At 58.5% G+C, this 12,910-nt stretch carries 12 protein-coding genes; 2 read left to right on the top strand and 10 right to left on the bottom strand.

All coding sequences use genetic code 11. The features are described 5' to 3' along the window. Positions 1-87 precede the first annotated feature (87 nt). From ACA047_RS28870 to ACA047_RS28825, 10 genes are all read right to left on the bottom strand, one after another. The gene (locus ACA047_RS28870; protein ID WP_497355292.1) at positions 88-2,049 is read right to left on the bottom strand and encodes a DUF7844 domain-containing protein; all 1,962 of its coding nucleotides are present in this window, start codon (positions 2,047-2,049) and stop codon (positions 88-90) included. Further along, positions 2,046-2,366, bottom strand: a complete 321-nt coding sequence (locus ACA047_RS28865; protein WP_497355290.1) for a DUF2388 domain-containing protein — start codon at positions 2,364-2,366, stop codon at positions 2,046-2,048. Before ACA047_RS28865 ends, ACA047_RS28870 begins: the two co-directional genes overlap by 4 nt. A 26-nt stretch (positions 2,367-2,392) precedes the next feature. Further along, positions 2,393-2,701, bottom strand: a complete 309-nt coding sequence (locus ACA047_RS28860) for a DUF2388 domain-containing protein (protein ID WP_497355288.1) — start codon at positions 2,699-2,701, stop codon at positions 2,393-2,395. A 107-nt stretch (positions 2,702-2,808) separates the two neighbouring features. Beyond that, complete coding sequence (locus ACA047_RS28855) at positions 2,809-3,126, bottom strand: DUF2388 domain-containing protein (RefSeq protein WP_497355286.1); 318 nt, start codon at positions 3,124-3,126, stop codon at positions 2,809-2,811. A gap of 329 nt (positions 3,127-3,455) precedes the next feature. Then, positions 3,456-3,671: a DUF1127 domain-containing protein gene (locus ACA047_RS28850; protein ID WP_497355284.1), complete on the bottom strand. Its 216-nt coding sequence runs from the start codon at positions 3,669-3,671 to the stop codon at positions 3,456-3,458. A gap of 318 nt (positions 3,672-3,989) precedes the next feature. Then, entirely contained in the window at positions 3,990-5,483 is a 1,494-nt protein-coding gene (scpC, locus tag ACA047_RS28845) for a succinyl-CoA:acetate CoA-transferase ScpC (RefSeq protein WP_497355282.1), read from the bottom strand. A 199-nt stretch (positions 5,484-5,682) separates the two neighbouring features. Further along, positions 5,683-7,119 (bottom strand): NAD(P)(+) transhydrogenase (Re/Si-specific) subunit beta, encoded by a 1,437-nt coding sequence (locus tag ACA047_RS28840; RefSeq protein WP_497355280.1) that lies wholly within the window; start codon positions 7,117-7,119, stop codon positions 5,683-5,685. Continuing rightward, complete coding sequence (locus ACA047_RS28835) at positions 7,119-7,442, bottom strand: NAD(P) transhydrogenase subunit alpha part 2 (protein WP_003187010.1); 324 nt, start codon at positions 7,440-7,442, stop codon at positions 7,119-7,121. The genes ACA047_RS28840 and ACA047_RS28835 overlap by 1 nt, the downstream gene beginning before the upstream one ends. A 15-nt stretch (positions 7,443-7,457) precedes the next feature. After that, complete coding sequence (locus ACA047_RS28830) at positions 7,458-8,579, bottom strand: Re/Si-specific NAD(P)(+) transhydrogenase subunit alpha (protein ID WP_186708188.1); 1,122 nt, start codon at positions 8,577-8,579, stop codon at positions 7,458-7,460. Positions 8,580-9,014: 435 nt separating this feature from the next. After that, a complete protein-coding gene (locus ACA047_RS28825) occupies positions 9,015-9,911 on the bottom strand; it encodes a LysR family transcriptional regulator (protein ID WP_497355277.1) in 897 nt (298 codons plus the stop codon). A gap of 156 nt (positions 9,912-10,067) precedes the next feature. On the opposite strand from ACA047_RS28825, the gene ACA047_RS28820 reads away from it, so the two are divergent. Continuing rightward, complete coding sequence (locus tag ACA047_RS28820; RefSeq protein ID WP_014335919.1) at positions 10,068-11,249, top strand: acyl-CoA dehydrogenase; 1,182 nt, start codon at positions 10,068-10,070, stop codon at positions 11,247-11,249. Between the two features lie 12 nt (positions 11,250-11,261). Next, positions 11,262-12,482: a CaiB/BaiF CoA transferase family protein gene (locus ACA047_RS28815; RefSeq protein WP_497355275.1), complete on the top strand. Its 1,221-nt coding sequence runs from the start codon at positions 11,262-11,264 to the stop codon at positions 12,480-12,482. Positions 12,483-12,910: the final 428 nt, after the last annotated feature.

Here is a 12,910-nt window from a genome sequence, read left to right as displayed (position 1 = left end):
GGTTCAGAACTTGGTTCTGAACCCCTTTTTGTTGTGCATGAAATGGTAGACGGTTGATTTCTGGGGCCTGGCTCTTGTGGCCTGGGATCAAGGTAACTCCAACCCACCAGACGCCTTGTGCAGTTTGCGCAGATGCTCGCCGAGCTCTTTGACGTTGGCCTCACTCGCGGCTATTTCAGCCGCACGGCTCGGCTCAAGCAACGCCCTGACTTCTTTATCCAGATCACCTGTCAGCGTCTGCAGCTGTTTCTGGCGCGAGCTGCTTTCCGATTCCAGTCGCTGCCACTCGCTGGGCTGTGGCAACCCATAACCGCTGCTGCCCAGCAACTCGGCGGGGCGGCTCAGGAAACCGCTGTTGGCGAGGATCTGCTGCAGCGTCGCGTTGGCCCTTTCCATGCCACCGTTCTGCAATTCACGGGCCCCGAGGTAACGCTGTTTGACTTCATCCTGAGCCAGCAACAACTGTCGGCGATAGCTGGCCTGCTCCAGCAGCAGCAATGCTGCACTGGTGCGCAGGTCGGCTTGTGCGAACCAGACGCGGCGTTCGGCGGCATTCAGGGCCAGCCAGTCTTCCACTGTTTGTTGCTTGATGGGCAGGTGCTTCTTCAGCACGTCGAACATGGCCTGATATCGGTCGCGAAATGAGTCAAAGCGGTAGCCCAGGCGCAGGGCTTCTTTGGGATCATCAAGCACGCTGGTATCCGCCAGGCCCCGGCCCTTGAGCACTTCCAGCAAACCGTTGGGCATGATGCTGTCCAGGCCCTTGAGCTGCGCGTTATTGCTGCCGCTGCGTAGCAGTTTCAAGCTCTCCACCGCGCAGTTATTGGACAGGAAGTAATAGTTGCCGTCATAGCTCCAGTGCATTTCGGCGGCGTGTTCGACCGTCTCCTCGATCTCGGTGCGGGACAGGTTCAGCGGCACCGACGCCAGGCTGCGCAATTCAGTCTTGGTGTATTCGTCGATCACCTGGGCCAGCGGCAGTACGAACAGGCGCGAGGGGTATTTGCCCACCAGCCCGTCCCAGCTCGACAACTGCACATCGCCCACGAAGGCGCGGTACGACAGCACCAGGTGTTGATCCAGATCCAGCCGGCAATCCGGCCCACGCGGGCGGCCCGGGGCACAGATCACCAGCCGCAGCATGCTATGGCCCCAGCGGCTGACCCAGTTCTGGTTGGCTTCGGCCAACAGGTAATCAATGGCATAAACCCGCTCTGGGTCGACCTTGCCCAGTGGCGTCTTGGCGAAGTCGTTGCCGGCGTTGAGGAAGGCGAACGATTTGGCGCAGGTGTCCTTGGCCGCGGGTGCCCAGCCGAAGTGTTCCTGGTAATAGCGATACAGTGCGGGCCGTCGACAGGCGTAGCTCGGGTCCAGGAGAAAGTACTCCATGTTGACCGCGACAAACTCCTTGGGGCTGCTGGTCTCGTAAAGGTCCGGGCTGCGGGCGACCTGGCGGTTGTGCTGTTCCCGTTCACCGCGACGGCCAACGTATTGCGGCCAGCCAGCGAGGTCCAGCAAGCGTGGATCATCACTGAGGGTGAAACGACGGTCATTCTCGCCTCGGCATTGATCGGGAAGGCCGATCTGTCCGACGCTGCTGATGCGTTGGGTACAACGCTGGATCAGCGTGCGCTCGGCATCCGGCCATAGACGCGAGCGGTCATAAATGTGGGTCAGTTCGTGGAGGACCGTGGCAAGCATTTCCCGCCGCACGGTGCCGTGGGGGCGTTGAGTCTTTTGCGTGGCAGCGCTGCCGTCAGTGAGGCTGTCGAGCAGGTTGCTATTGAGGTCCAGCTCCGACACCAGTGAAGCCTGGCCATAGGCATTGGCGGGCATCTGGTCGGTCCAGCCGACATCGATGCGTCGGTCCAGTCGCTCGATGAAGCGTGGCGGCAGAGCCTGCATGGCTTCATCGAGCAACGCCTGGCTGGCCTGCTGTTGCGCCGGGCTCAGCCCTTCGCTGATGAGGTGTAGTTGCAGGCCGGCCTGGGCGGTGCCGCCCATGAGCAGCACGACCCCGGCCGTCAGCCAGGCGGCAAACCGCCTCACAGTGCGAGGATGGCTTCGGCGAGAACCTGGTCACTGGCGTCGCGGGCTTCTGGCACGCGAGTGCGCAAGGTGTCGAAGGCGGCCTCGAGATGAGCGCCACGAATTTCACCGTTGCTGGCGACGAAGCTGGCCGCATCGTCATGGGCTTCACGGACGACTTTCGAATCACGGATGGACGTGGTGGTGTCGGAAGTGAAATCAATCGTGCGCTGAGAGGCACGAACGATGATGTTACTGGTGGCTACCAGGGTATGTGCCTGGGCCACATCGGCCAACAACAGCAGGCCAAGGGCGGCAGCAATCAGCGGGCTACGCATGGAACGACTCCAGAGAATAAAGATAACTATTGGACGAGAATTGCCTGTGCCAGTTCAAGGTCGCTGACGCGAAGTTTTGGTTGGGTCCGGCGTAGATAATCCAGGGCCGACTCCAGTTGCGCACCTCGCAGTTGCCCGTCGCTGGCAATGAATGCCGCAGCGTCATCGTGAGCGGCGGCGATCAGTTTATGGTCGAAGGGCGCGGAGGTCACCATGGTCGTGGCATAGCCGCTGACCACCACTTGCTGGGTGGACACATCGAAGGCATGGGCCGGAACGGACCAGCAAAAGGCAATGAAGAAAAGCGCGATGAACAGATCTGAGTAAAAACGCATGGGACTCGACGGTTGATGGCGAGCCTGAAGGCTAGCGCAAACTTCCGGGGCAGAGCCAGCGCTGAAACATCGGAACACCATTGGCGGCCCGATGTTTCATGTTTGGATCAGATCGCCAGGATGGCTTGAGCCAGTTGCGCATCGGTGGCGTTCAGTTGTGGTGCTTGCTGGCGGATGTAATCCAGGGCGCTTTCCAGTTTCACGCCGCGAATGACGCCTTCGCTGGCCACGAAGCTGGCGGCGTCGTCCCGGGCGGCCTGAACGACTTTGTTGTCCCGCAGCGACGAAGTCGCATCCGAGGTGGCGTCGGATGTGCCCTTGAGTGCACCCACAAGGGAGTCGGTGGTGACAATAAAGCTGCTGGCATTGGACTGGGCGGCTACGGCCAGCAGGGCGGCAGCGCTGAGCAGACGAAGACGGATCATGATGGAGTTCCTTGAATAGTGAGGGGATGCCGGTGCGTGTAGCTGGAAGAGAAGACGCATGCTCGACTCGTTTCGCCACGTTCGCTCCGATATTAGGTCAGAACGCGTCAGCTGACAGCCTTGGAATGCTCATGTGCTGTTTATCAGCGATATCAGAAAAACTGTACTGGTTGAATGTTAAGTAATTTAAAACTGTTATTGGTGTGGTTTTTTACCGCAAAACCACGCCGCTGAAACGACAAAACCCGTCGCGGTTTCCCGCGACGGGTTTTGCTTGTTCAATTCGGTGCTGGCGGTGGACCCGGTGGGTCAGGGCCAGCGACGCTGAGTTAGCGCCAGAACGGCTTGCTCAGCTCTTCGTAGCGTTGTGCTTCGCTGATACCGGCATCAGCCAGCAGGCGCGAATCAAGACGAGCCAGTTGGTGACGGCTGGCGATGCGGCGCTGCCACAACATCAGGTTAGCGATAACGCGAAGAGGCATGGAAGCCTGGTTTTTTGCAGCGTTGTCTTCGAAAAACAGCTCGGAACTGAGTGTACGTTCCATGGTTGACATCCTTCCGCTTGTGGCGGGATTAGGTAGTGGTTTGACTGGTGCCCATGATCCTCTCGTTTGGCCAGTCTCTCTAGATACAGTTCACCTGTATTGTGAGAGACCAGTTAACTGTTAAAGAGCGGTGTACTGGTCGATATTGAGGCAACTGTACCTATCAGCACTGTAATGGTGCAATTTAGAGGTTTAGGAGAAGTTATGTGGGAAAAGACTGTAAGAAAACACCGGTACAGCAGTACAGTTTTTGTCATGGCTGGCTCGAATTGCTCGCTTAACCAAAACTGTAGCTGCAACACCGGCGATCCAGCTGTATCAAACTGACAACATGCGCCCGGTTTCTTCCAGGTTCAGGTGCCAGCTCAGTGCATCGCGCAGGATGTGCGGCGTATGTCCACCCAAGGCGCACGCTGCTTCAAAATACTCACTCAGCGCCTGGCGATAGGACGGGTGCACGCAATTGTCGATGACCACCCGTGCCCGCTCCCGTGGCGCCAGGCCCCGTAAGTCGGCCAGACCGATCTCGGTCACCAGGATGTCGACATCGTGCTCGGTATGGTCCACATGGCTGACCATCGGCACGACACTGGAAATCGTCCCCCCTTTGGCGATCGACTTGGTGACGAAAATGGCCAGGTGCGCATTTCGGGCGAAGTCCCCCGAGCCGCCGATGCCGTTCATCATCCGCGTGCCACAGATATGGGTGGAGTTGACGTTGCCGTACAAGTCGAATTCCAGCGCAGTGTTGATGGCAATGATGCCCAGGCGACGTACCACCTCAGGGTGGTTGGAAATTTCCTGCGGGCGCAGGACCAGTTTGTCCTTATACCTTTCCAGGTTTCCGAAGACGTCAGCATTGCGTCGACTCGACAACGTGATGGAGCTGCCAGAGGCAAAGCTCAGTTTGCCGGCGTCGATCAGGTCGAACGTGGAGTCCTGCAGGACCTCGGAATACATGGTCAGGTCTTCGAAGGGGGAGTCGATCAGCCCGCACATCACGGCGTTGGCGATGTTGCCGATACCGGCCTGCAACGGCCCCAACTTATTGGTCATGCGCCCAGCTGCGACTTCCTGCTTGAAGAAATCGATCAAATGATCGGCAATCGCCTGGGTGTCACTGTCCGGTGCCATGACTGTCGAAGACGAATCCGGTTGGTTGGTAATAACAATGGCGACAATTTTTTCCGGCGGGATCGGGATAGCGGTGCTTCCGATACGGTCGTCGACCTTCACCAGGGGAATCGGCGTGCGGGTCGGGCGATAGGTCGGGATATAGATGTCGTGCAGCCCTTCCAGGTCGGGGTTGTGGGCCATGTTGATTTCAATGATTACCTGTTTGGCGAAAATCGCAAAACTGGCCGAGTTACCCACCGAGGTGGTCGGCACGATATGGCCTTGCTCGGTGATGGCCACCGCTTCGATCACTGCGATATCGGGCAGCTTGAGCTGGCCGTTGCGCAGTTGCTCGACGGTTTCCGACAGGTGCTGGTCAATGAACATCACTTTGCCAGCGTTGATCGCCTTGCGCAGTGTGCTGTCGACCTGGAAGGGCATGCGGCGTGCCAGTACGCCGGCTTCGGTGAGTTCCTTGTCGAGGTCATTACCCAGGCTCGCACCGGTCATCAGGCTGATTTTCAGCGGGGTGACTTTGGCGCGTTCGGCCAGGGCGTGGGGTACCGCTTTTGCTTCACCGGCACGGGTAAAGCCACTCATGCCGACGGTCATGCCGTCCTGAATAAACAAGGCTGCTTCAGCAGCGCTCATCACTTTATCCAACAACCAAGGCAGGCGGATGCGATCACGGTACATAGAGTGTTATCTCGGGCTGGAAGCAGGGATGCGCAGTCTAGTGAATTCCCTTCGCGTCCGTCCCGCTACAAAAGTCGCATTTGAGGCATCTATTACGGGCGTTCCAGGCAAAACATTGTTACCGAATCGGTAACGTTTTGCCTTGATGCAAATCAAAACGCCCCGACAAGGCGGGGCGTTAGTGACGAAGCGGTGATCGTTATTCCACCGCTTTGACCATGTCTTCGATGACCTTCTTGGCGTCACCGAACACCATCATGGTCTTGTCGAGGTAGAACAGCTCGTTGTCCAGGCCGGCGTAGCCGCTGGCCATCGAGCGTTTGTTGACGATGATGGTCTTGGCTTTGAAGGCTTCGAGGATCGGCATGCCGGCAATCGGCGATTTCGGATCGTTCTTGGCCGCCGGGTTGACCACGTCGTTGGCGCCGAGCACCAGGACCACGTCGGCCTGGCCGAATTCGGAGTTGATGTCCTCCATTTCGAACACCTGGTCGTACGGCACTTCGGCCTCGGCCAGCAGCACGTTCATGTGCCCGGGCATGCGACCGGCTACCGGGTGGATCGCGTATTTAACGGTCACGCCGCGGTGGGTCAGCTTCTCGGTCAGCTCTTTGAGTGCATGCTGCGCCCGCGCCACGGCCAGGCCATAGCCCGGCACGATGATCACCGTGTCGGCGTTGGTCAGCAGGAAGGTCGCATCGTCAGCCGAACCGGATTTCACCGGGCGGGCTTCTTTCGAGCCAGCCGGGCCAGCCGCTTCGGCGCTGTTGCCAAAGCCGCCGAGCAGGACGTTGAAGAACGAGCGGTTCATCGCCTTGCACATGATGTACGAGAGGATCGCACCGCTCGATCCCACCAAAGAGCCTGCGATGATCAGCATTGAGTTGTTCAGCGAGAAACCGATACCGGCTGCAGCCCAGCCCGAATAGCTGTTGAGCATCGACACCACGACCGGCATGTCTGCACCGCCGATCGGGATGATGATCAGCACGCCCAGCACGAACGCCAGGGCCAGCATCAGGGCGAACGCACCAAGGTTGCCAGTGATCATGAAGGTCAGGCCCAGGCCCAGCGTCGCCAGGCCCAGAATCAGGTTGAGCTTGTGTTGGCCGCCGAACTGTACCGGTGCGCCTTGGAACAGGCGGAACTTGTACTTGCCCGAGAGCTTGCCGAACGCAATCACCGAACCGGAGAAGGTGATCGCACCAATGGCGGCGCCGAGGAACAGTTCCAGACGGTTACCGGCCGGGATTGAATCCCCCAACTGTTTGACGATGCCCAGGGACTGCGGCTCGACGACTGCGGCAATGGCGATGAATACCGCGGCCAGGCCGATCATGCTGTGCATGAACGCCACCAGTTCCGGCATCTTGGTCATCTCGACGCGCTTGGCCATGATCGAGCCGGCGGTGCCGCCGATAAGCAGGCCGACAATCACGTAACCGATGCCCGCTGTCGCGAGCTCAGCGCCGAGCTTATAGATGAGGCCCACGGTGGTGAGCACCGCCAACGCCATGCCGAGCATGCCGAACAGGTTGCCACGGCGGGACGTGGTGGGGTGCGACAGGCCCTTGAGGGCCTGGATGAAGCAGATCGACGCGATCAGGTAGAGCGTCGTTACCAGGTTCATGCTCATTACTTGGGCGCCTCTTCTTTTACGGCTTTCGGGGCTTTTTTCTTGAACATCTCAAGCATGCGGCGCGTCACCAGGAAGCCGCCGAACACGTTCACCGCGGCCAGGGCCACGGCGAGGGTGCCCATGGTCTTGCCCAGCGGTGTCACGGTCAGCGCGGCGGCGAGCATGGCGCCAACGATCACGATTGCCGAAATGGCGTTGGTTACCGCCATCAACGGCGTGTGCAGTGCAGGTGTCACGTTCCAGACCACGTGGTAACCGACATAAATCGCCAGCACGAAGATGATCAGGTTGTAGATACCGGGGGAGATGAGCTCTTCCATTGTCTGAATCCCTGCTTAGGCGTTTTTGCGGATGACTTGGCCGTCGCGGCACATCAGGCACGCGGCGACAATGTCGTCTTCCAGGTTCACGTCGAACTGACCTTCCTTGGTGAAGACCAGCTTCAGGAAGTCCAGCAGGTTGCGGGCGTACAGTGCCGAGGCATCGGCCGCGACTTCACCGGCCAGGTTGGTCGGACCGGCGATGGTGACGCCGTTCTCGATAACGACCTGATCGGCCACGGTCAGCGGGCAATTGCCGCCCTGGGCGGCTGCGAGGTCGATGACCACCGAGCCGGGCTTCATCTGCGCCACCGTTTCGGCGCTCAGCAATGTCGGTGCCTTGCGCCCTGGAATCAGCGCAGTCGTGATGACGATGTCAGCCTGTTTGGCGCGCTCGTGCACGGCCTGGGCCTGGCGCTGCATCCAGCTGGCGGGCATGGGTCGGGCGTAGCCGCCGACACCGACGGCGCATTCACGCTCTTCGTCGGTTTCATAAGGCACATCGACGAACTTGGCGCCCAGGGATTCGATTTGTTCCTTCACCGCCGGACGTACGTCCGAAGCCTCAATCACAGCGCCCAGGCGCTTGGCCGTGGCAATCGCCTGCAGCCCGGCCACGCCAGCACCGAGAATCAGCACGCGCGCCGCTTTCACGGTACCCGCAGCGGTCATCAGCATCGGCATGAAGCGTGGATAGTAGTGGGCAGCAAGCAGGACGGCTTTATAGCCGGCAATGTTCGCTTGAGACGACAGCACATCCAGGCTCTGGGCGCGGGAGGTACGTGGGGCGGCCTCGAGGGCGAACGCGGTAATCCCGCGTTCGGCCAGTTTGGCGATGGTTTCGTTATTGAACGGATTGAGCATGCCCACCAGAACGGTGCCGCTCTTGATCAGCGTCAGCTCGCTGTCGCTGGGGGCGACCACCTTGAGGATCAGTTCGGCCCCGAACGCATCACTGGCGCTGCCAATGGTTGCGCCTGCGGCTTCATAAGCACTGTCGATAACGCTGGCTTTGATGCCGGCGCCGCTCTGAACAGTGACTTTATGGCCCTGGCCGATCAGCTTCTTGATGGTTTCCGGGGTTGCAGCAACCCGTGTTTCACCCGTCTGGGTTTCGAGAGGAACACCAATGTGCACGTCAAATCTCCTGCGTGATCTTATTGAGTAAACCCAGGCACTTCGGATGGTGCGGCTGGGGCGGCCGATCAGCACGATCCCGCCGAATCAGGCGGGGCGCGGCATTTTGCAGGCGAAAATTCAGCCCTTCAAGGAATTATGACGGGTGACGGAAAATTAACTACAAGTCACCCTGTGACCGAATGTCGCAACTGTTGACGCGCACACCTTGAGGGCTAAGCGTTACAGGGGTGTTACGGGCGAATCAGTAAGCTTTTCCATCGGTCAGATGAATGAGCTGTCATGGGCGCTCCGATATGGCTCAAAGCCACGTATTTAAACGGTTATTGGACGCTTGTGCTGGTTTCGTAACCGTTTGGCTTAATGCGACAAATACTTATATCTGTAGCGATTTATACAGGGTGACTACAAAGTCATGAATTTTGATTTCCCTTTCTAATCAAGACGATAGGCCATAGCCTGTTTTACTAGCCAGTCGCGGAAGGCTCGTAGAGAGGCGGATTCGACCTTTCGCTCCGGAATCATCAGGTAATAGGCCTTAATGCTCGACAGTGCGTTGCGGTTGGCAATGACCAAGCGTTTCTCTGCTAGCTCGCGCTGAATCAAAAAGGGTGGGATCAACGCGATCCCCATGTCGTGCATGGCCGCCTGGGCAAGCATGGAGAATAGTTCATAACGCGGGCCTGTCAGGTCTCGCGCAATGTTGAGCGCTTGTGAGTTGAACCACTGACGCCATGCATAGGGGCGAGTGGTCTGCTGGAGCAAGGGCAGTTCGGCGATTGCTTGCGGTGTCAGGGTGCTTTGGTTGCCCAGTAAGGCAGGGCTGCAAACCGGCATCGGATTTTCGCCCATCAGTTTGTGGGATTCGGTACCGGACCAGTCCGCATCACCGAAATAGATGGCCGCGTCAAAATCTGTGTCGGCAAAGAGGAAGGGGCGCGTGCGGTTGGTCAGATTGACGGTGACTTCCGGATGCTGCTGCTGGAAATCCTTGAGGCGCGGCAATAGCCACTGAGTGCCGAACGTCGGCACCACAGCCAACTCGATCACGTTCGCGCCGGTGTGCCCCATCACCGAAAGAGTATCGCGCTCGACGGCGTCCAGTTGGGTGGCAACCCGGCGGCTGTAGGAAAGGCCCGCCTCGGTCAGTTTGACTCCGCGCCGTGAGCGTCGGAACAGCTCCACGCCGAGGAAGTCTTCCAGGCTGGCAATCTGTCGGCAAATAGCCCCTTGCGTAAGAGAAAGCTCCTGCGCTGCCTTGGTGAAACTTTCGTGGCGCGCGGCGGCCTCGAAACTGATCAGGGCGGCGGTGCTGGGGATTTTACGGCGCATGTACGGCAACCTCACTCATCGTAGGCATAGACGGGGTTTTTGGCGTTTACGGAGTGAGAAATTAGCACAAGAGCGTGCGTAATCCTCGTTTGCCCTAGTAGGAAACGACGCCTAGGATCAATCCACGATTTTCATTTAATTGGCGAGGACTCTTTCATGGCCGGTAAAGCGAGCTTCAACTGGATCGATCCATTGTTGCTGGACCAGCAACTCACCGAAGAAGAACGCATGATCCGCGACACTGCCGAGCAGTTCGCCCAACAGAAGCTCGCGCCGCGAGTACTGGAAGCGTTCCGTCATGAAAAAACCGACCCGGCGATCTTCCGTGAAATGGGTGAAGTGGGCCTGCTGGGTGCAACCATCCCAGAACAATATGGCGGCAGTGGCTTGAACTACGTCAGCTACGGTCTGATCGCTCGTGAAGTGGAGCGCGTCGATTCTGGCTACCGCTCGATGATGAGCGTGCAGTCCTCGCTGGTCATGGTGCCGATCAATGAATTCGGCACCGAGGCCCAAAAGCAGAAGTACCTGCCGAAGCTGGCCTCTGGCGAGTGGATCGGTTGCTTCGGTCTTACCGAGCCTAACCATGGTTCCGACCCGGGCGCGATGATTACTCGTGCGCGCAAAGTGGAAGGCGGCTACAGCCTGACGGGCAGCAAGATGTGGATCACCAACAGTCCGATCGCCGACGTATTTGTTGTCTGGGGCAAGGATGACGCCGGTGATATCCGGGGCTTCGTTCTCGAGAAGGGCTGGAAGGGCCTGAGTGCGCCGGCCATTCATGGCAAGGTCGGGTTGCGGGCGTCGATCACTGGCGAAATCGTCATGGATAACGTGTTCGTTCCGGAAGAAAACATCTTCCCGGATGTGCGTGGCCTGAAGGGGCCGTTTACCTGTCTGAACTCGGCGCGCTATGGCATTTCCTGGGGCGCCTTGGGTGCCGCCGAATTCTGCTGGCACACCGCTCGCCAATACACACTGGATCGGCAGCAGTTCGGTCGTCCCTTGGCTGCCAATCAGTTGATCCAGAAGAAATTGGCCGATATGCAGACTGAAATCACCCTCGCCTTGCAAGGATGCCTACGTCTGGGTCGTATGAAAGATGAGGGGACGGCCGCAGTTGAGATCACCTCGATCATGAAGCGCAACTCCTGTGGCAAATCCCTGGATATCGCACGCATGGCGCGGGACATGCTGGGCGGCAATGGAATCTCCGATGAGTTCGGCATCGCTCGTCATCTCGTGAACCTGGAAGTGGTGAACACTTACGAAGGCACGCACGACGTTCACGCGCTGATTCTGGGTCGTGCGCAAACCGGTATCCAGGCGTTCTATTAATAGGGGGACGTTATGGGCGCGCTTTCGCACCTGCGGGTACTGGATTTATCGAGGGTATTGGCTGGGCCGTGGGCCGGGCAGATCCTGGCGGACCTGGGGGCTGAGGTTATCAAGGTCGAGCGTCCCGGCAATGGTGACGATACGCGCGCCTGGGGGCCGCCCTTCCTGAAGGATGCGTATGGCGAGAATACGACCGAGGCGGCCTATTATTTGTCGGCCAATCGGAATAAGCAGTCGGTCACCATCGACTTCACGCGTCCCGAGGGGCAGAAGCTGGTGCGAGAGTTGGCGGCCAAGTCCGACATCCTGATCGAGAACTTCAAGGTGGGTGGCCTGGCGGCTTATGGGCTGGACTACGATTCGCTGAAGGCGAGCAACCCGCAATTGATCTATTGCTCCATTACCGGGTTTGGTCAGACCGGTCCTTACGCCAAGCGCGCCGGGTATGACTTCATGATTCAGGGGCTCGGTGGCTTGATGAGCCTCACTGGCCGGCCTGAAGGGGATGAAGGGGCGGGGCCGGTGAAGGTCGGGGTCGCGCTGACGGATATCCTCACCGGTGTTTATTCGACCGTTGCCATTCTGGCGGCGCTGGCTCACCGCAATCATGCGGGCGGTGGGCAGCATATCGATATGGCCTTGCTGGATGTTCAGGTGGCTTGCCTGGCTAACCAGGCAATGAATTACCTGACCACGGGTAATGCGCCAAAGCGGTTAGGTAACGCTCATCCGAACATCGTGCCGTATCAGGATTTTCCTACTGCTGACGGTGACTTCATCCTTACCGTGGGTAATGACGGCCAATTCCGAAAGTTTGCCGAGGTTGCCGGTCAGCCGCAGTGGGCTGATGACCCGCGTTTCGCGACCAACAAGCTGCGGGTGGCGAACCGGGCGGTATTGATTCCACTGATTCGCCAGGCGACGGTCTTCAAGACCACTGCCGAGTGGGTGGTTCAGTTGGAGCAGGCCGGTGTGCCGTGCGGGCCAATCAACGATCTGGCCCAGGTGTTTGCCGACCCTCAGGTGCAGGCTCGTGGATTGGCGATGGAGTTGCCTCATGCGCTGGCCGGGAAAGTGCCGCAGGTGGCCAGCCCAATTCGACTGTCCGAGACGCCAGTGGAGTATCGCAGTGCGCCTCCTTTATTAGGGGAGCACACGTTGGAGGTGCTGCAACGAGTGCTGGGGTTGGAGGAAGCGACGGTAACGGCTTATAGAGAGGCGGGGGTCCTTTGAATCTGTCTTCTATATAGAAGGAGGTCTTAGAGGGCGCAAGCGGCTGTTTTCAGGTGTTCTGCAACTTATTGATAGAAAAGCAAAATTAAGGGTTGACGGCAGATTCTGGAAGTCTATAATTCGCCCCACTTCCGGCGCAGTCGAAACGGAAAACTCCTTGAGTTTCAATGAGTTACACGGTTTTCGACGGCGGCCCGCTTCAGTTCATCGAAGCCTGGAAGGGGTTGAAAAAGAGGTGTTGACAGCAGCGAGTAACGCTGTAGAATTCGCCTCCCGCTGATGAGAGATCAGAAGCGCAAGTGGTTGAAGTTGCAGAGGAAACTTTGAAAACTTCTTAAAATAACCGCTTGACAGCAACACCAGGCGCTGTAGAATGCGCGCCTCGGTTGAGACGAAAGGCTCAACCCACCGCTCTTTAACAACTGAAT

The organism is Pseudomonas sp. LBUM1664 (assembly GCF_059695895.1).
The sequence above is the reverse complement of the archived record's forward strand: the minus strand, read 5'-3'. Positions and strand labels throughout refer to the sequence as shown.

What these genes read in the sequence shown, in the direction of transcription:
- ACA047_RS28865 (WP_497355290.1), bottom strand. Translation starts at nt 2,366, where the DNA reads ATGCGTAGCCCGCTGATTGCTGCCGCCCTTGGCCTGCTGTTGTTGGCC.
- ACA047_RS28860 (WP_497355288.1), bottom strand. Translation starts at nt 2,701, where the DNA reads ATGCGTTTTTACTCAGATCTGTTCATCGCGCTTTTCTTCATTGCCTTT.
- ACA047_RS28855 (WP_497355286.1), bottom strand. Translation starts at nt 3,126, where the DNA reads ATGATCCGTCTTCGTCTGCTCAGCGCTGCCGCCCTGCTGGCCGTAGCC.
- ACA047_RS28850 (WP_497355284.1), bottom strand. Translation starts at nt 3,671, where the DNA reads ATGGAACGTACACTCAGTTCCGAGCTGTTTTTCGAAGACAACGCTGCA.
- scpC (WP_497355282.1), bottom strand. Translation starts at nt 5,483, where the DNA reads ATGTACCGTGATCGCATCCGCCTGCCTTGGTTGTTGGATAAAGTGATG.
- ACA047_RS28840 (WP_497355280.1), bottom strand. Translation starts at nt 7,119, where the DNA reads ATGAGCATGAACCTGGTAACGACGCTCTACCTGATCGCGTCGATCTGC.
- ACA047_RS28835 (WP_003187010.1), bottom strand. Translation starts at nt 7,442, where the DNA reads ATGGAAGAGCTCATCTCCCCCGGTATCTACAACCTGATCATCTTCGTG.
- ACA047_RS28825 (WP_497355277.1), bottom strand. Translation starts at nt 9,911, where the DNA reads ATGCGCCGTAAAATCCCCAGCACCGCCGCCCTGATCAGTTTCGAGGCC.
- ACA047_RS28820 (WP_014335919.1), top strand. Translation starts at nt 10,068, where the DNA reads ATGGCCGGTAAAGCGAGCTTCAACTGGATCGATCCATTGTTGCTGGAC.
- ACA047_RS28815 (WP_497355275.1), top strand. Translation starts at nt 11,262, where the DNA reads ATGGGCGCGCTTTCGCACCTGCGGGTACTGGATTTATCGAGGGTATTG.